At 61.6% G+C, this 17,367-nt stretch carries 16 protein-coding genes; 1 reads left to right on the forward strand and 15 read right to left on the reverse strand.

Annotated elements, in window-relative coordinates; genetic code table 11:
- Window positions 1-119: 119 nt before the first annotated feature.
- Window positions 120-1,763, forward strand: coding sequence for a chloride channel protein (locus tag RAK1035_RS11555; RefSeq protein ID WP_232279166.1), 1,644 nt, complete (start codon window positions 120-122; stop codon window positions 1,761-1,763).
- Window positions 1,764-1,769: 6 nt separating this feature from the next.
- Here the strand turns inward: RAK1035_RS11555 and RAK1035_RS11560 are convergent, their stop codons facing one another.
- From RAK1035_RS11560 to RAK1035_RS11635, 15 genes are all read right to left on the reverse strand, one after another.
- The gene (locus RAK1035_RS11560; protein ID WP_008280170.1) at window positions 1,770-2,111 is read right to left on the reverse strand and encodes a DUF427 domain-containing protein; all 342 of its coding nucleotides are present in this window, start codon (window positions 2,109-2,111) and stop codon (window positions 1,770-1,772) included.
- 64 nt (window positions 2,112-2,175) lie between these two features.
- Entirely contained in the window at window positions 2,176-3,978 is a 1,803-nt protein-coding gene (locus RAK1035_RS11565) for an aminopeptidase P family protein (protein WP_037297201.1), read from the reverse strand.
- 115 nt (window positions 3,979-4,093) lie between these two features.
- On the reverse strand, window positions 4,094-5,971 hold the full coding sequence (gene cobT, locus RAK1035_RS11570) for a cobaltochelatase subunit CobT (protein ID WP_008280173.1): 1,878 nt from the start codon (window positions 5,969-5,971) through the stop codon (window positions 4,094-4,096).
- 19 nt (window positions 5,972-5,990) lie between these two features.
- A complete protein-coding gene (gene cobS, locus RAK1035_RS11575; RefSeq protein ID WP_008280174.1) occupies window positions 5,991-6,977 on the reverse strand; it encodes a cobaltochelatase subunit CobS in 987 nt (328 codons plus the stop codon).
- Between the two features lie 125 nt (window positions 6,978-7,102).
- Window positions 7,103-7,756: a Crp/Fnr family transcriptional regulator gene (locus RAK1035_RS11580; RefSeq protein WP_008280175.1), complete on the reverse strand. Its 654-nt coding sequence runs from the start codon at window positions 7,754-7,756 to the stop codon at window positions 7,103-7,105.
- Entirely contained in the window at window positions 7,756-8,628 is an 873-nt protein-coding gene (gene mmsB, locus RAK1035_RS11585; protein ID WP_008280176.1) for a 3-hydroxyisobutyrate dehydrogenase, read from the reverse strand. The genes RAK1035_RS11580 and mmsB overlap by 1 nt, the downstream gene beginning before the upstream one ends.
- Window positions 8,625-9,674 (reverse strand): enoyl-CoA hydratase/isomerase family protein, encoded by a 1,050-nt coding sequence (locus RAK1035_RS11590; RefSeq protein WP_008280177.1) that lies wholly within the window; start codon window positions 9,672-9,674, stop codon window positions 8,625-8,627. The genes mmsB and RAK1035_RS11590 overlap by 4 nt, the downstream gene beginning before the upstream one ends.
- Entirely contained in the window at window positions 9,671-10,813 is a 1,143-nt protein-coding gene (locus tag RAK1035_RS11595; protein ID WP_008280178.1) for an acyl-CoA dehydrogenase family protein, read from the reverse strand. The genes RAK1035_RS11590 and RAK1035_RS11595 overlap by 4 nt, the downstream gene beginning before the upstream one ends.
- A 495-nt stretch (window positions 10,814-11,308) precedes the next feature.
- Window positions 11,309-11,830: an SLATT domain-containing protein gene (locus RAK1035_RS11605; protein ID WP_008280180.1), complete on the reverse strand. Its 522-nt coding sequence runs from the start codon at window positions 11,828-11,830 to the stop codon at window positions 11,309-11,311.
- On the reverse strand, window positions 11,827-14,283 hold the full coding sequence (locus RAK1035_RS11610; protein ID WP_037297203.1) for a P-loop NTPase: 2,457 nt from the start codon (window positions 14,281-14,283) through the stop codon (window positions 11,827-11,829). Before RAK1035_RS11610 ends, RAK1035_RS11605 begins: the two co-directional genes overlap by 4 nt.
- A gap of 385 nt (window positions 14,284-14,668) precedes the next feature.
- Complete coding sequence (locus RAK1035_RS11615; RefSeq protein WP_008280182.1) at window positions 14,669-15,778, reverse strand: ABC transporter ATP-binding protein; 1,110 nt, start codon at window positions 15,776-15,778, stop codon at window positions 14,669-14,671.
- Entirely contained in the window at window positions 15,775-15,957 is a 183-nt protein-coding gene (locus RAK1035_RS11620) for a hypothetical protein (protein ID WP_008280183.1), read from the reverse strand. Before RAK1035_RS11620 ends, RAK1035_RS11615 begins: the two co-directional genes overlap by 4 nt.
- Entirely contained in the window at window positions 15,926-16,129 is a 204-nt protein-coding gene (locus tag RAK1035_RS20700; protein ID WP_083803304.1) for a Com family DNA-binding transcriptional regulator, read from the reverse strand. The genes RAK1035_RS11620 and RAK1035_RS20700 overlap by 32 nt, the downstream gene beginning before the upstream one ends.
- Window positions 16,130-16,604: 475 nt before the next feature.
- A complete protein-coding gene (locus tag RAK1035_RS11630) occupies window positions 16,605-16,967 on the reverse strand; it encodes a hypothetical protein (protein WP_008280184.1) in 363 nt (120 codons plus the stop codon).
- The gene (locus tag RAK1035_RS11635; protein WP_037297206.1) at window positions 16,960-17,367 is read right to left on the reverse strand and encodes a hypothetical protein; all 408 of its coding nucleotides are present in this window, start codon (window positions 17,365-17,367) and stop codon (window positions 16,960-16,962) included. The genes RAK1035_RS11630 and RAK1035_RS11635 overlap by 8 nt, the downstream gene beginning before the upstream one ends.

Here is a 17,367-nt window from a genome sequence, read left to right on the forward strand (position 1 = left end):
TGAGGGAGGCGATGGGCGTAGCCTAATGCATGCCGCGCTGACGGAAAAGCGCGCGCGAGGCGTGAAGGGGAACGATGCAGGCCGAAGAGCCATCCTTTTGGGGCCAGTTGCGCCGGAGCATGGGTGACTCCCTGCGCGAAGGCTGGGGGGTGCTGCGCAAGCGGGGGCCGAGCCAGTTTCAATTCTGGCTGATCGCTCTTGGCATCGGGATTGCCGCGGGGTTCGCGGCGCTGCTCTTTCGCAAGGGCATCACCGCCTTGCAGCAGCTGGTTTATGGCACTGAGGATGTGGCGCGTCTGCATAGTTTTGCAGAGCATTTGCCGTGGTATTGGATCCTGATGTTGCCCATCGCGGGCGGGCTGGTTGTGGGGCTGATCCTGCACCGGTTCACGCCGGATGGGCGGGTGCGTTCGGTGGCGGATGTGATCGAGGGGGCCGCTCTTTATGAGGGGCGGGTCGAGCGGCGCGAAGGTCTGGCCTCGGCGGCGGCGTCACTGATTACGCTGGGCACGGGCGGGTCTTCGGGGCGCGAAGGGCCGGTGGTGCATCTGGCGGGGGTGATTTCCTCTTGGGTGAGCGAGCGCATTCATGCTGATGGGGTGACGGGACGCGATCTTTTGGGTTGTGCGGTGGCGGCGGCGGTGTCGGCCTCGTTCAACGCGCCCATTGCCGGGGCGCTTTTTGCGCTGGAGGTGGTGCTGAGGCATTTCGCGGTGCATGCCTTTGCCCCCATTGCCATTGCCTCGGTCGCGGGCACGGTGATCAATCGGCTGGAATTTGGCGGTGTGACCGAATTCAGCCTGCCGCAGGCGAGCGTGCTGGAATTCTACGCCGAATTGCCGGCCTTTCTGATCCTTGGGCTGATTTGCGGGGTGGTGGCGGCGGCGCTGATGCGGGCGATCTTTTTGGCTGAGGATGTGGCGGGGCATGTGCAGGCGCGGATGGGCCTGCCGCGCTGGCTGCGGCCTGTTGGGGCGGGGGCGCTGCTGGGCCTTATGGCGATCTGGTTTCCGCATATCATCGGCGTGGGATATGAGACCACCTCGGCGGCGCTGACGGGCAAGCTTTTGTGGCATGAGGCGGCGGTGTTTGCCGTGCTCAAGGTGGTGGCGGTGGCGATCACCATTGGCGGGCGCATGGGCGGAGGCGTGTTTTCACCTTCGCTGATGGTGGGCGCGCTGACGGGGCTGGCCTTTGGCCATGTGGCGACCGCACTGTTGCCCGAGGTTTCGGGCGCGCACACGCTCTATGCATTGGCGGGCATGGGCGCGGTGGCGGCGGCGGTGCTGGGCGCGCCCATATCGACCACGCTGATCGTGTTCGAGTTGACCGGCGACTGGCAGACGGGGCTGGCGGTGATGGTGGCGGTCTCGACCTCGACGGCGCTGGGATCACGGCTGGTGCGGCGGTCGTTCTTTCTGGCACAGTTGATGCGGCGGGGCATCCGGCTTGCGGCGGGACCGCAGGATTATCTGCTGGGGATGTTCCGGGTGTCCAAGGTGATGCGTGCGCCCGATGATGCGCGCGCAGCGGATGAGGCGCAATGCTGGTCGTTGATCGAGCAGGGCGTGTATCTGGACGTGACCGCCACGCTGGAACAGGCGATGCCGCTTTTCGAGCGGGCAAATGTGCCCTTTGTGCCGGTTGTCACGCTGTCGGGGGGGGATCAGCCGCCCGAATTGTCGGGCGCGCTGTTTCATGTGGATGCGCTCAAGGCCTATAACCGCGCCTTGGCGGCGGTGTCAGAGGAAGAGCACAGCTAAAGCCGGTCAGACCCGTTCGACGGTCACAGAGTCGGTTGCGTAGAAGGCGATGTGATCCTTGATCTCTGCCACTTCGGGTTTGGGCGATTCATAGCTCCAGGCGGCATTCTCGAGGGTTTGGCTTTTGGTGATGATCGAGTAATAGCGCGCGTCGCCTTTGTAGGGGCAATGGCTGAATTGTTCGGTTTCATCGAGAAAGGCCATGGCGATATCCGCACGCGGGAAATAGATCACGAAAGGATAGTCCCCTTCGGTCAGTTCCAGTGCATTGCGGCTCTCGCCCAGAACGGCGCCACCAGCGCGGACCGTCCAGGTGCCTTCGGCCTTGCGAATCGTGATACGTGCCATTGTCCATCCCCTTGTTCTTTGATCTTGATTTTTTGGTGTGACGCAGGAACCTAACAGGAATATGTCAGCTTGTCTGCGTTACTTTCTCCAACCATAGCCGCGCTTGGGGCGAAAGCAGAGGGCCAATCTTGTCGCGGCAGGCCCTGTGATAGGTATTCAGCCAGTCTCGTTCCGGTATGGAGAGCATATCGCGGTCGATGAGGCGGGTATCGAGGGGTGTATAGGTCAGGGTTTCGAACCCAAGCTGCGTTGCGCCGTCGCCGTCGGGCAGCGGGTTGAGCGCCGTCACGACGATGAGATTCTCGATTCGGATGCCAAAAGCGCCCTCGCGGTAATAGCCGGGCTCATTGGAGAGAATCATGCCGGGCTCAAGCGGCACCTCGGAGAGGCGCGAGAGGCGTTGCGGGCCTTCGTGGACGCAAAGATACACGCCAACCCCGTGGCCGGTGCCATGGGCGTAATCCTGATCTGCGAGCCAGAGGGGGGTGCGGGCGATGGCATCAAGGTCTCGGCCTGCGAGGCCGCGTGGGAAGCGCAGCCGCGAGATGGCGATCATGCCCTGCAACACGCGGGTAAAGGCCGCGCGCTCGGCGGCACCGGGGGTGCCGATGGGCAGGGTCCGGGTGATGTCGGTGGTTCCGTCGAGATATTGCCCGCCACTGTCGAGCACGAGCAAGTCGCCATCAAGCAGGCGGCGGTTGCTGGCCTCGGTCACGCGGTAATGCGGCAGCGCGCCGTTGGGGCCGGAGCCTGCGATGGTGTCAAAGCTGATGTCGAGGAGTTGCCCGGTGGCGGCGCGGGCCTGCTCAAGCTGGCGCACCACGTCGATTTCGGTGAGCGTGCCGGGGGATTGCGCGTCAAACCACGCCAGAAACTCGCACATTGCCGCCCCGTCGCGCAGATGCGCGCTGCGGGTGGCGGCGATCTCGGCGGGGGTCTTGCGCGCTTTGGGCAGGATGCAGGGATCGGCCCCCCAGACATGGGGCACGCCTGTCGCGTCAAGCACTTGCACCACGCGCAGCGGCACATGGGCGCGGTCAAGGCGCACCGGGCCGGGGAGGGCGGCAAGGGCGGTCTCGAAGGCCTCGGGGGGGCTGAGGGTGATCTCGGACCCAAGATGCGCGCGGGCGGCGGCATCGAGTTTGGCGGGGTCGGTGAAGAGGGTGGCGCGCCCGTCATCGCGCAGGATGGCAAAGCCCTGTGCGACCGGGTTGCGGGGAATATCACGGCCCCGGATGTTGAAGAGCCACGCAATCGAGTCGGTGAGGGTGAGGACCGCCGCTGTCTGGCCTGCGGCGCGCAGGGTTTCCGCCAAGGCGGCGCGTTTTTCGGCGTGGCTGGTTTCGGCGAGGGTGTCGGGCCATGGGGTGATGGCCCCCTGCGGCGGGGCGGGTCGGTCAGGCCAGATGCTGTCGATCAGATTGGTGTGGGGCTTGAGGTGGATGGCGGTGCCCGAGAGCGCCTCGGTCAGGGCGTCGATCTGTTCGGGGGTGTAGAGCCAGGGATCAAAGCCCACGGTGCCGCCCTCTGGCAGATGTTCGCGCAGCCATGGGCCAAGGCGGGTGTCGGGCCAATCAACGGGGGTGAAATGCGGGATGGCGACCTGTGCGCGGACCTGCACGCGGTAGCGCCCATCGGTAAACACGCCCGCCACATCCGGCAGCACCGCGCAGAACCCGGCAGAGCCGGTAAAGCCGGTGAGCCATGCCAGACGATCATCGCAGGCGGCGACATATTCGCCCTGATGCGCGTCAGCGCGGGGCACGAGCCACCCCGCAAGTCCGGCCTCGGCCATGGCGCGGCGCAAATTGGCCAGACGAGGCGGGCCCTGATCGGGGCGGGCGGATTGGGTGAAGGACTGGAACATGCGGTCTCCTGCGGGGCGGTCGGGGTTTGGGGGCGCTGCCCCCGTCCCGGATTTCATCCGGGCCTCCCCCGAGGTATTGAGAGCCAGATGAAACCGGCCAGAGGACACCGGGGCATCAGCCCGCGCGGCGGATGCCCATGACGCGGGCGCGGGCGCGCGGATCGCTGTCAAAGAGCGCGGCCAATTGTTCGGTCATGGCCCCTGCCAGTTGGTCGGCGTCGGTGATGGTCACGGCGCGCTGATAATAGCGGGTGACGTCATGGCCGATACCGATGGCCAAAAGCTCGACCTGTTTGCGGCGCTCGACCATGGCGATCACATCGCGCAGGTGTTTTTCCAAGTAATTGGCGGGGTTGACCGACAGGGTGCTGTCATCGACCGGCGCGCCATCGGAGATCACCATCAGGATCTTGCGCGCCTCTTTGCGCTGGATCATGCGGCGATGCGCCCATTCGAGCGCCTCGCCGTCGATGTTTTCCTTCAAGAGCCCCTCTTTCATCATCAGCCCGAGATTGTCGCGGGTGCGGCGCATGGGGGCGTCGGCGGATTTGTAGATGATGTGGCGCAGATCATTGAGGCGACCGGGCAGTTGCGGGCGCCCCTCGGCCAGCCATTTTTCGCGGCTTTGGCCGCCTTTCCACGCGCGGGTGGTGAATCCAAGGATCTCGACCTTGACCGAGCAGCGTTCGAGCGTGCGCGCCAGAACATCGGCACAGATGGCGGCGATGGAAATGGGGCGGCCGCGCATCGAGCCGGAATTGTCCAGAAGCAGCGTCACCATCGTGTCGCGGAACTCGGTATCCTTTTCCACCTTGAAGCTGAGCGGGGTGGTCGGGTTGGCCACCACTCGGGCCAAGCGGCCTGCGTCCAAGATGCCCTCTTCGCGGTCGAACTCCCAAGACCGGCTTTGCTGCGCCTGAAGGCGGCGTTGCAGCTTGTTGGCAAGGCGGCTGACAGCACCTTTGAGCGGTTCCAACTGTTGATCGAGATAGGCGCGCAGGCGTTCCAACTCGACCGGGTCGGCGAGGTCTTCGGCGCGGATTTCTTCGTCAAAGGCGGTGTTGTAGACGGCGTAATGTGGATCGGCGTCGGAAATGGGCGCAGGTGCGGGCGGCTCGAGCGGGGCTTCGCCCTCGGGCAGCTCGGTTTCATCCTGCATCTCGTCGTCGGCCAGCTCCTCCATGCTGACCTGTGCCTGCGCCGCGTCCTGCTGTTCGTCCTGAGAGCGTTCGGGATCGGCTTCGGCCTCGGTTTCGTCGCTGTCGTCCTGACCGGTGCTGTCGGGCTCTTCTTGGTCTTCGCCGCTTTCTTCGGCCTCGTCTTGCTGGTCGTCATCCATGCTGTCGGGGTCATCGCCCAACTGGTCGCCGTAGCCGAGATCTTCGATCATGCGGCGGGCGAATTTGGCGAAGGCGGTCTGATCGGCGAGAATATCCTGAAGCGCGCCGAGCGTGCCGCCAGCCTGTTCCTCGATAAAGCCGCGCCAGAGGTTCATGACGTTTTGCGCGCCTGCGGGCATGTCGCGGCCCGTGGCGAGGTGGCGGATGAGGTATCCGGCGGCGGCGGGCAGGGGGGCATCGGCGGTGGAGGTGATCCGCTCGAACCCCAGACGGTTTGCATCCTGCGCGATCTTGGCGTCGATATTGGTGGCGGTGCCGGGCATGTCGCGGGCGCCCACCGCCTCGCAACGCGCGGTTTCCATCGCCTCGTAGAGGTCGCGCGCCATGTCGCCGGGGGGGGCGTAGCGGGCATGGGTGCCCGCGTCGTGGAATTTGTGGCGCAGCGCCAGCGCATCGGCGGTGCCGCGCGCCAAGAGCACCTCTTCGCGGCTCATGCGGCGGGAGACCTGCGGCAGGCGCATGGCATCGCCGGAGATACCGCTGGGGTCCACCGAATAGCTGACGGTCAGTTCAGAATCGTCGGCCATCACCTTGGTGGCGTTGGCGAGCGCCTTTTTGAACGGATCGGCGGGGTTGTCGGTGGGTTTGTTCATCGGGCTGTCCCAGTGGCGCTTAGCGCACTTTTACATTCGCGGCACTCTCGGGCAGTTCCTCGTCAAAGCAGCGCTGGTAGAATTCGGCGACGGTCTGACGCTCCAATTCATCGCATTTGTTGAGGAAGGTGAGGCGGAAGGCGTAGCCCACGTTGCGAAAGATGGTGGCGTTTTGCGCCCATGCGATCACGGTGCGGGGGCTCATGACGGTTGAAAGCTCGCCATTCATGAAGGCCGTGCGCGAGAGGTCTGCGACTGTGACCATGCGGCTGATGGTCTTGCGCCCCTCGGCTGTGTTGTAGAGGGGGTTCTTGGCGATCACGATAGCGGTTTCAGCGTCATGGCTGAGATAGTTCAGCGTGGCCACGAGCGACCAACGGTCCATCTGGCCCTGGTTGATCTGTTGGGTGCCGTGATAAAGCCCGGTGGTGTCGCCGAGACCCACGGTGTTGGCGGTGGCGAAGAGGCGGAAATAGGGGTTGGGCGAAATCACCTCGTTCTGGTCCAGAAGCGTGAGTTTGCCATCCGCCTCGAGCACGCGCTGGATCACGAACATCACATCGGCGCGACCGGCATCGTATTCGTCGAACACAATGGCGGTGGGGTTGCGCAGCGCCCAAGGCAGGATGCCTTCGTGGAATTCCGTGACCTGCACGCCGTCGCGCAGTTTGATCGCATCCTTGCCGATCAGGTCGATCCGGCTGATGTGGCTGTCAAGGTTGACGCGCACGCAGGGCCAGTTGAGACGCGCGGAGACCTGTTCGATATGGGTGGATTTGCCGGTGCCGTGATAGCCTTGGATCATCACGCGGCGATTGTGGGAAAACCCGGCGAGGATCGCGAGCGTGGTGTCGGGATCGAATTTATAGGTCGAGTCGAATTCCGGCACGCGCTCAGTCCGGGTGGCGAAGCCTTTGACGATCATATCGGTGTCGATACCGAATGTCTCGCGGACCGAGATTTCCTCGGTCGGTTTCGCGTTGATGTCCATCATTCCGTCAGCCATTCCGCCGGTCCTTTAATCGGGTCGTTTCTCAGATCTCGTCGTGCAACATATCGCAGCAGAGGGCAAGGGGAAGGGGCAAGATTGCGCTGGCCTTATGAGGGTTGCGCGATTGGCCTCATGGGCGGTCATTCGGTGCTTTGGGCGATCTCGGACAGGGTTTCGGCGTCGAGAATATGGACCATCCCGCGCTCTATCGTCACGATGCCACGCCGCGCCAGCGCATCAAGGCGGCGCGAGACCACTTCGCGAGCGGAGCCGATCATCACGGCGATTTCAGCATGGGTGGCGCGCAGGATGCCATTCTCGGCGCGGTCGAGCAGGCATTGCGCAAGCCGGGTTTCGATCCGCTGAAAGGCCACGCGGTCGAGCAGGTGCATCATGGATTGCAGGCGTTGCGCGAAGGCGGCGAAGACGAAATGCCGAAAGCTGTCGGAGAGGTCCATCAGGTGCAAGAACGTATCGCGGGGGACGAGTACGAGTTCGGAGGGGGCGCGGGTGATCGCCTCGCCGGAATAGGCGTCACCGCCCATCAGGCCAAGGGTGGATTGCACGCAGCTTTGGCCCGGCTCGACGGCGTAGAGCAGCAGCTCTCGGCCCGACGCGCCGGTCAGATAGACCTCGACCCGGCCCGAGAGCATGATGACAAAGCCCTTGACCGTATCGCCGGGGTGAAAAAGCACGGTGCCCGCTGGCGCGGTCATCGGCGTCAGGCGGTCGAGAATGGCGCGCGCCTCTGGCTCGAGCACGGGCAGGCCGGGTGCGCGCGCCACCCACGGCATCAGCCGCGCCCGCGTTTCTCGAACCGGGGCAGCATGGCCGAGAAATCGCGGCCCTTGCCATCTTCGGCTTCCACGAATTGCGCGTAAAGATCGCAGGCGGCGCGGCCCATGGGGGTGTCGGCATCAGCCGCCTCTGCCGCCTGTTGCGAGAGGCGCAGATCCTTGAGCATGAGATCGGCGGCAAAGCCCGGCTTGTACTCATTGTCGGCGGGCGATTTGGGGCCAACGCCGGGGGCCGGGCAATAGGCATTCATCGACCATGAGTAGCCCGAGGAGGTTGAGACCACATCAAACATCGCCTGCCGGTCGAGGCCCAGTTTATCGGCCAAGGCAAAAGCCTCGCAGGTGGCGATCATGGTCACGCCAAGGATCATGTTGTTGCAGATTTTGGCGGCCTGCCCATTGCCGGAGGGGCCACAATGCACCGCTTTTTGCCCCATGATGTCAAAGAGTTCGCGGGCGATGTTAAAGCCTGTTTCGTCGCCGCCCACCATGAAGGTGAGCGTGCCGGCGGTGGCTCCGCCGACGCCACCCGACACGGGCGCATCGAGGGCTGAGAGACCCGCCGCCTGCGCCTCTGCCGCCACATCGCGGGCGCTGGCGACATCGACGGTCGAGCAGTCAAGCAGCACGGCACCGGGGGTCATGGCCGGGATCACCTCGGACGCGACCTTGCGCAGGATGGAGCCATTGGGCAGCATGGTGATGACCACGTCCGCACCGCGCGCGGCCTCGGTGGCGCTGGCGGCCATGGTGACGCCGTCGATCTGTACCGCTGCCATGTCATAGCCGGTGACGTCATGCCCGGCCTTGGCGAGATTGGCCGCCATCGGCGCGCCCATATTGCCCAGCCCGATAAACCCGATTTTCATGTCTTTGCCTCCTCCAGCGTCAGGGCGTCTTTGCCCAAGGGTTGCAGCATCTGCGCCACGGCACTGCCCGGCAAGCTGTCAAGCCCATGTTTCCAATGTGGTTTTCTGTCCTTGTCGATGATCGCGGCGCGGATGCCTTCTAGGAAATCGCCCTGTTCCATGGCACGATAGGTGAAACGGTATTCAAGGCCAAGGGCGCGCCCGATATCGGCCGCGGGGCCGCGCAGACGGTGGATCATCTCGATGGTGCAGGCCATCGAGAGGGGGGAATTGCGGCTGAGGGATTTTACCGTGTCGCGGGCAAAATCGCTGTCCTCGGCGCGTAGCGCGTTGAGGATGTCGCGCAGCGTCTCGCCGCTGAAATGCTGGGTGATCTGCGGGGTGAGGGCGCGCAGGGGGCCGGGGGGCGGCGTTTGCGCATGGTCGGTGATGAGGCTTGGGTCGCCGGTCTCGATCAGTTTTGCGATGAGGGTGGGCCACATGAGCTGTGGCACGTAAGTATCAGCGAAGCCTGCGTAAATCGCGTCATCCGGCCGCATGCGTGTGCCGGTGGTGCCAAGGTATTCGCCCAAGCGCCCCGGCGCGCGGGCCAGGATCAGCGAGCCGCCGACATCGGGCACAAGGCCGATGCCGCATTCGGGCATGGCGATTTGCGTGCTTTCGCAGGTGATGCGGTGCGACCCGTGACAGGAAATGCCCACGCCGCCGCCCATGACAAACCCCTGCATGAACGCGATGTAGGGTTTGGGATAGCCTGCGATCTTGGCATTCAGGCGGTATTCATCGGCCCAGAAGCGACGGCCATAATCGTAATCGCCCGCGCGCCCGGTGTCATAAAGCTGCTGAATGTCGCCGCCGGCGCAAAACGCCTTGTCCCCTTCGGCGTCGATCAGGATCAGGGCCACGTCATCGTCAGTGCGCCAGTCCTCCAGCGCCGCCTCGATGGCCATGGCCATCTCGTAACTCAGCGCATTCAGCGCCTTGGGGCGGGTGAGGGTGATGCGCCCGGCGCGCCCCTCTTTGCGGATGTGGATGTCGGCGGTCATTGGCCCGCCAGCATCTGCCGCGCCACGATCAGGCGCATGATCTCGTTGGTGCCTTCAAGGATTTCATGCACGCGCAGGTCACGGACCAGTTTTTCGATCCCGTAATCGGCGAGATAGCCGTAGCCGCCATGCAGTTGCAGGCATTGGTTGACCACGCGGCTGCCGGTTTCGGTGACGAATTTCTTGGCCATGGCGCAGAATTTCGTGGCATCGGGGGCGTCATTGTCAAGCTTCCACGCCGCCTGGCGCAGAAAGGTGCGGGCAGCCTGAAGCTCGATTTCCATATCGGCAAGGCGGAATTGCAGCGCTTGAAACTGGTCGATCGGTTTGCCGAAGGCGCGGCGCTCGGCCATATAGGCGAGGGTTTGGGTGAGGCCCTGCTGGGCTGCGCCCAAGGAACAGGCGGCAATGTTGAGACGGCCACCGTCAAGGCCGTTCATCGCATAAGTGAAACCTTTCCCGTCTTCACCCACCAAATTCTCGGCAGAAATGTTGCAATTGTCAAACTGTACCTGCCGGGTGGGTTGGCTGCGCCAGCCCATTTTATCCTCGAGCCCGCCATAGCTGAGGCCCTCTGTGCCCGCCTCGACATAGACGGTCGAGATGCCCTTGGGGCCATCGCCGCCGGTGCGGACCATGACGATATAGGCGTCGGAATAACCGCCGCCCGAGATGAAGGCCTTGGTGCCGTTGAGGGTGTAGCCCGCATTGGTGCGCTCGGCGCGGGTCTTGAGGGCGGCGGCGTCAGAGCCGGAACCGGGCTCGGTCAGACAATAGGACAGCACGGTTTCCATGGTCAGGGCGCGGGGCAGAACGCGCGCCTTCATCGCGTCAGAGCCGAATTTGTCGATCATCTTGGCGCACATATTGTGGATCGACAGGAACGCCGCAACCGAAGGGCAGGCCATCGAGAGCGCTTCGAACACCAGCGTTGCCTCAAGGCGCGTAAGGCCAGAGCCGCCCGCCTCCTCGCTCACATAGAGGCCGCCAAAGCCAAGGGCGGCGATTTCCGGCCAAAGCTCCTTGGGGATGGTGCCCGCCCGCTCCCAGTCGCGGGCATGGGGCGCGATGCGGTCCTGTCCAAAGGCGTGCGCCATGTCGAAAATGGCGGTCTGTTCCTCGGTAAGGGCGAAATCCATCGGCGGCTCCTCTGCGCTGAAATGAACGGCTGTTTAATTAACAACTATTTCAGAACTATTGCAAAGGCCAGTGTTGCCTGACGGTTGTTGTAGCGTGACTGTAGCGTGACAGCGAAGTTTGCAGTGAATTACAGTGAAGTTTACAGCAACCGATTTTTGAAAATGGCGACTGTCACGTCCGGCCCGAAGCCGACATTGTGCTTAGGCGAAGCGAACGGCTGCTTCGGGCTAAACGGGTGTGACGAGGTGCTCTCAGCCGCTTCGAGCGCGGCCGCCCGGTCCGCTCCTGCAAGCCAAAGAGCGACGGCGAACGCAAAGCGGCCCTCTACACCTTCGTCTACACCCGCGCCGCTCTGCACGGGCTCATCAACATGGGGCTCAGGCAGAGCAGGTATGTGGAGGGGATTGCGTCGGTGCCGACGCGCGCCGGGTGCCGAGGCCGGGAGCGTGATCCGGTCAGCGTGGATGGGGTAGTCCCAGAGAAAGGAAACACAGTCACGGATCGCCATTCTTCCTTCGAAGTGACGACTTCGTCAAAGGCGCCATCTCCGATATTTTCAACCACCGATCCATTAATTTCGGTAGTTGATTGAGGTTGTCTCCCTCGCTGATCGCCCCAGACACTCTGAATTCTAGTTCTCGAAGTAACGCACCGTATGCAACTGCTGCGCCCTGATGTTCCGATGCTCGCCCTGAGAAATTTGAAAACGTTTGTATACCCGCCAGAATTCCAACTGCAACGGAAGTCCCGCCTAAAAAGTAGTTCTCCAAGTCGCCCAGCAACTCTCCACCACCAAAAGTAAAACCCAGCGAGATGGTAGAGAGCGCCACAACGACAACGCCAAGCCAAGTATGCGTTCTTTGGAGCGACTCGCACGCAGCATAGTGGCTATCCCGGTTCACCTTTAGAGGCTCAATCTTGCTTTCCAAGAAGGTTGTTGCCGATTGATTGTTAATGGCCTCGGTGCCGCGATCATCGCTGGTGATCCGAGCTCTCGCCACCTCATCTTGGTTCATCCAAGCGCTTCCTCTAACTTAGAGCGCACCCCAATCAATCTCTTATCAGCGATTTTCAGAGTTCGCGTCTCCGCGATCATGTCGCGAAGATACTCGCTTTGCTCGCCCGAGAGTTGCCCACCCATTTCAAGAAACTTAAGCACACCTCCAAAGGCGATTGTGAAAAGCGTTGCCCCTCGGTTTGACCACCGAGATTCACGCACGTTGGCATCAACAACATTCTGCCACGCCTCAGAAAAGTATTGATCACGATTTTTCTGTGATTTCTCCATTGCTTGGAACAAAACCTTAGCCAGTGTAGACAGAGAGAAAGGATGTACTTCTGCCGAAATGGCCGAACGCGCATGCTGTATACTCTCCTCGAGTAGAAGGCTATCCTCCGGCGAGCTATAGAAGCGATCGAGCTTCAAGAGGGCAAGTTGCTCCCAATACCGGGCGTTCCAATCACACATAGGTTTTAAACCTGCGTAATACTCCTCTGCGTATTCATCAATGTAGTCCCTTACGTTGTTATCATAATCCATCAACCTTCCGAGTAGCTGTGCCTCGGGGGTCTTGTGCTTGATCGTCTTGGCATTCACTCTAGGCGCGACGCTCTTGGCCAGTTCTAGGAAGGCCTCAAATAGCTGGCGATGCCAATTGCGCCGTGTGAGATCCAGAAAGCGGTCCCCGACTATAGCCTGTTTAGGGACAACAAACGAATTTCCAAGATCGGAGTAAGAAAGCGGTAAAGAAGACTGATCTGACAGCAAGTGCTCCACGGCATCTGGAACTGAAACTGTCGATAGAACACTGCGCCGCACACCATTCGCATAGCAGAACCTCGCTAGAGCTACGAGCAAGTAAGCAAACCCCTCATCCTGATCGCACTCGCTCCTTAGGTCTTGTACAATACGATCTAGCGTCTTGAAGTTGTTCTGAATCCTGCAGTTTGCTTCGGCCATCGTTCCGCCAACAACTTGCCCAAGGTAAAAGTTCTCCGAGGTTTCTGGTATTGTGGATAAACCATGCTCCTCGTTGGCCGCCCTGAGCGCCCTAGCTTCGCCTCTCGTCAGTTTCAGCCTGTCCGAAATCGTAGGATAATCGAAGCCAGTGAAAGCATTCTGAATGTACTTTAAACGGTAGTTCCGCTCACAACATACAAAAAGAATATCTGGCTTCTCAATCTTCCCAAGTATTAGAGAAATCGAATTCAGGCAGTCTGCAAAATTGTCAACAAAGACAAAAATTCGGCCACTGATTCCATTAAGAATGCTTGCAATCTCTCTTGGCTCCAGCTCGAGGCCTAAGCCATCATACCAGAAAACCTCATCTGACCCTCTGGAAAGGTCAAAAGCGAGACGTTTCAGGAATGCCGTCTTTCCACTTCCCGGTTCATCCACAAGCAGTATTAGCTTGAGTTGTGGATCGTCCGCAGCAATCACCACATCCCGCCTAACTTCTGAAAAAGCTTCTCTGGAAATATCTGAGTTGGCGGCAAGCATCGACCAATCCAACTCTGCGCCGAGAAGGAACCGCCCAGGATTCGGTATTTTCTGCGGGTCATCAGGTGGTCGATGGAAATTAGCAGAAAATCTCAACCGTTCTGATTCTGACAAATCTAACCCCGACAACCCGTCGCTTTCGTTGTCAAGCCAGGGCATACGGAGACGATCATCTATGCTCTCAATTCGCGAAAAGAAATCCAGAACTGTTCCCTCAAAAAGGCAGAACTGGTGGTTCTCACATAGCATTTCGGTAAGCTTGGTGGGATAAGGCTCAATCAAGACACTTGGCGGAATATCACCACGAATCGTCTTTTGACTTCTTTGCTCGAGATAATACTCTACATCGATTTCATCAAAAGAAGTGCCGGCAACAATAAATGTCTCCGTGCGAATCAACTGACTTAGCGTCAACATCCAGGAATTCGGGCGCGTTATTGATTTGGCGTATTCATTCTGGCTAAAGACGTAACCCGTCTCTGCGCGGTCCACACATCCATGAAGATGGATGATTGACGCGCGTTTGTCCGAAAGAAGTTCCGTGAAGCCGTCGTCGAAATTGATCGTTTCGGTTGAGCTAGATGAGAACTCATGCGCCTCCACAACTGACGCAAACGCGCTCTCGAAGCAGTTGTCCACGTTTAGGGAGTATATCCTTCGCCATGGCTGCTTCGCCAAACGTACTATTGTTGGACCGGGTTCTGTACATGTGTAATGCTGAGTAATGTGCTTCTCAACTTGCTCATCACTCAAGGCAGAGTAAGCTTTTTGCAGTGTCGCGTTTGATGGGAGCTTGTTCAGAGCGACCAGCTCCTCGCGCAATCTACCTGCCGAGAACATTTCTCCGTCCGGTCCTATGGAGTCAAGACTTACGCCGGAGCCAAGGAACAAGGAAACGCGTTGAGCAAGCATGAAGTCGCACAAGCGACGCTTTTCATTTTCATCAATCTCTTCAAATCTACAAATCAAGTCTCGTCCTTTCACCCGACATTCGCCAACTGGTCCGGGTTCATACGGCAGGTTCCTCTGACGAGGCTACAAGATCAAGCGATTTTCCTCTGGATGTCTGCGTCCTATGCGCGACAACGTGGGTTTGTGTGGTTTCGGGCAAGTCGGCGAGGTGTGCTGGCCACGCTCCATTCGTTCGGACCCGGCGTCATTGGAATGACAGCTAATCCAACTGTCGGTCATTCATGCGAAGCGCAGCGAACTTCCGCTTTCCGCTCTTCGTGCCAAATGCTCTTCGCAATCTGCCTCCTGGTTGACCTATAGCAGCGCGCTGAAACCTATGTTTAGCTAAGGAAATGTGAGGAGCGAGTTTAACACCCCTTCAACACCCCGCTAAACGCCCGCTTTACTCCACATACCGAAACCCCTGCACGGCGCGAAAATGCCCGCCGTAGCCGGTCCCGGCGGGTTTGAGCCCTTTGCGCGCGCGGGCGGCGGCGAGGGTCTTCATGCTGCGCTCTTTGGACTCGGCATAAAGGATGGCCGAGACCTGCGCCCAGAGGGGATCGCGGCGCAGCGCTGCGGCGAGGCCGGGGTGCGAGGTGTGAAAGAGCGTCGGCATCGGTTTGTCGTAGCGGTTCACGCCGCGCCGCCAGAGGGCGCAGACCTCGTTGAGAAACCGCAGGCCCAGCCCCGCGCCCTGCCATTCGGGCATGACGACGAGGCGGCAGGCGCGCCCCTCGACCAGCCCCGGCCGGGTCGAGACGGCAAGATGCGCCACGGGTGCGCCGTCGACGAAGCCCACGTAGTAATTGGCCGCGATCATGCGGGGCAGCTTCAGGTAGTGATGCGGCTCAAAGGCGGGCCAGAAGGAGCCGTCTGTCTGGTGAATGTCCATGGCAATGCGCGGTGCCCGTCGAAGACGCCTCCAGCGAAACTCGGCGCGGCGGGTGTCGATCACCCAATCGGGCTGCAACCAGGACACGACGTCCTCGTGACAGGTGACGGCGACGAACTGGCCGGTGCCGCGCCGCCACGCCTTGGCAAAAGCGGCCGCCCCGATCTGGGCCACGCGCCGGTCGATGGTCGAGGTGAACTCGTCGAGAATGGCAAAGCTCGGCCGCTCGGCCAGAATGCGCGCGAGCTCGGCGCGGAACTGCTCGCCGGTGGAGAGGTGGCGGAAGGGTCGCAGCCAGCTTGGTACCGTTCCAAGGCCCACGGCGGAAAGGGCGGCCGCCACGGCATCAAATTCCCCCTCGGGATCAATCGCGTCGATCAGAGCGCCCTCGGGCCAGGGGCGCGGATCAAGCTGTGCGCCAAAGGCCGCGCGGGCGAGCGAGGATTTGCCGCTGCCCGAGGGGCCGACGATGAGGCCGATCTGCCACGGGCGGGCCAAGAGATCGGCCTCGACCTCGATGCGGAAATCCGCGTCGCCCTCGACGTTGAAGAGGCTGGAGACCCGGGCGGCGCGGTAGGTATCGGGGATGGGGCTGGCGTGGTGAATGGCGAGTTTCATGTCACCACCACGCGGCATTTGAAGCCTTGGCGACGCAACCGGCCAAAGGCATCTACTTGGGCGGCCTCGTCCTCGAGGAGGACAATGACGCCATATTGCCGCCGGTAGCGGGTGCCCTTGGGCAGGCCCGGCGCACCGGGCGGCAGCTCAGGTTTCGGGAGGGTGGACGATCTGGCCAAGTTTGGCTCCTTCTCTTAGCGCATCGCGCTTTGGGGGAAGGGCTCTTGGCCTCGGTGTGTTCATGGCCCGGCATCTTGGGCACTTGATCGAGATGCCGGATATCCGCGCGCCTCTCGAAAACTTGAATAACAAACGGCCACATGCGCAGCAACGGGCTTCTAGATCTTCCACTTAGAATCACCTCATAAGATCACCGCCCCCTTGGGGCAGGGAGCGGCCATGAGGTCTGTGTGGTCGGCGGGGGAATGTTTTGCGACGTGTCCCCGTGCCCTAGGGCCTCTCTCAAGCGCCACAGTGGGGCCAGCGGCCGGTGTGGTTTGCCAGTTTCGCGCGGGGCAATCGGCCATTCCAGATGAAGGATTTCCGAGGGTCCCACGGCCCCTTGCGCTGTTCGACCCCTTTGACGCTGCCAATCTCTGAGCGGGCCGCCGGAGACACGCCTATCTCGCCGGGATGTGAACGGGAGTGAGGCCTTATGCGGCCTCGCAGACCTCGACCCTGACCTCAGAATCGCCCATTGGTGCCGCGGCTCTCCTCCGAGCTTGGGGCGATGATTTGTTGTGTTGGTCGGCGGGGCCCTGCGTTTTGCATCCCCGTGCCTCGGGACGCGCCCTCCCTGCGTCCCGAGGCCCCCATGGAGGCAGGCCTATAAGGGCCACCAGCGGTCTGCGGCATAATCCGGCGGGACCGGGTCCATGGCCAAGAGCGCGGCCTGTGCGGCGAGGATTGCACCCACGGCTACCTTCATCTCGTCGCGCAGGGTCAGGACGCGCATGGCCATCTGGCTGACCTCCAAGCCACGCGGGACGCCCAGGGCAGTCAACATCGGCACGCTGGCCGTGGGGTCGGCCAAATACGCCTCAGCCTCGGCGATCTGAATGGGCCAAGTCTCACGCTCCTCGGGGGTATACGCGCCCGCGACAACTGCCAGCCGGCGCGCGGCCTCGGCGCGCACGGCCTCTTCACGGAGCACGCGGGCGCGTGGGGTATTTTGCCGGAACTCAGGCATCGCGCAGCTCCACTTCAATTCCAAAGCCCACCCATGGGAAGGGCGGCGCGACCGCGAGGTGATAGAGGCCCGCGTCGAGCAGTGTCAGAGGCTCCGACAGGTCGGTGATCATGAGCTCATCCCCCGCCTCGTTGCGGACCGTGACCAGAGAGCCCGCAGGCAGATCCGACAGGGTATAGGTCCAGCCCACCGGCTGAACGGCACCCGGCACTGGCACTTCGGGCCTTGAGGCTGTGCGGATCGGATCGGTCGCCACGTAATGGGTCGCTGGATCGGCCAGCGTACCCGCCAGAAACCCGCGCTCGGGTCCGACATTGGCCATGACGGTGGCGACGTCCGCCTCCATCCGTCCGGTGATCATGCCGGTTGCAGGGTCATAGGTCAGGCCGGAATATCGCAT

The organism is Roseovarius sp. AK1035 (assembly GCF_003288315.1).
GTDB lineage: Bacteria > Pseudomonadota > Alphaproteobacteria > Rhodobacterales > Rhodobacteraceae > Roseovarius > Roseovarius mucosus_A.

Bases quoted from the DNA above. Each gene is read 5' to 3' on its own strand.
- RAK1035_RS11555 (WP_232279166.1), top strand. From the start codon at position 120: ATGGGTGACTCCCTGCGCGAAGGCTGGGGGGTGCTGCGCAAGCGGGGG.
- RAK1035_RS11560 (WP_008280170.1), bottom strand. From the start codon at position 2,111: ATGGCACGTATCACGATTCGCAAGGCCGAAGGCACCTGGACGGTCCGC.
- RAK1035_RS11565 (WP_037297201.1), bottom strand. From the start codon at position 3,978: ATGTTCCAGTCCTTCACCCAATCCGCCCGCCCCGATCAGGGCCCGCCT.
- cobT (WP_008280173.1), bottom strand. From the start codon at position 5,971: ATGAACAAACCCACCGACAACCCCGCCGATCCGTTCAAAAAGGCGCTC.
- cobS (WP_008280174.1), bottom strand. From the start codon at position 6,977: ATGGCTGACGGAATGATGGACATCAACGCGAAACCGACCGAGGAAATC.
- RAK1035_RS11580 (WP_008280175.1), bottom strand. From the start codon at position 7,756: ATGCCGTGGGTGGCGCGCGCACCCGGCCTGCCCGTGCTCGAGCCAGAG.
- mmsB (WP_008280176.1), bottom strand. From the start codon at position 8,628: ATGAAAATCGGGTTTATCGGGCTGGGCAATATGGGCGCGCCGATGGCG.
- RAK1035_RS11590 (WP_008280177.1), bottom strand. From the start codon at position 9,674: ATGACCGCCGACATCCACATCCGCAAAGAGGGGCGCGCCGGGCGCATC.
- RAK1035_RS11595 (WP_008280178.1), bottom strand. From the start codon at position 10,813: ATGGATTTCGCCCTTACCGAGGAACAGACCGCCATTTTCGACATGGCG.
- RAK1035_RS11605 (WP_008280180.1), bottom strand. From the start codon at position 11,830: ATGAACCAAGATGAGGTGGCGAGAGCTCGGATCACCAGCGATGATCGC.
- RAK1035_RS11615 (WP_008280182.1), bottom strand. From the start codon at position 15,778: ATGAAACTCGCCATTCACCACGCCAGCCCCATCCCCGATACCTACCGC.
- RAK1035_RS11630 (WP_008280184.1), bottom strand. From the start codon at position 16,967: ATGCCTGAGTTCCGGCAAAATACCCCACGCGCCCGCGTGCTCCGTGAA.
- RAK1035_RS11635 (WP_037297206.1), bottom strand. From the start codon at position 17,367: ATGCGATATTCCGGCCTGACCTATGACCCTGCAACCGGCATGATCACC.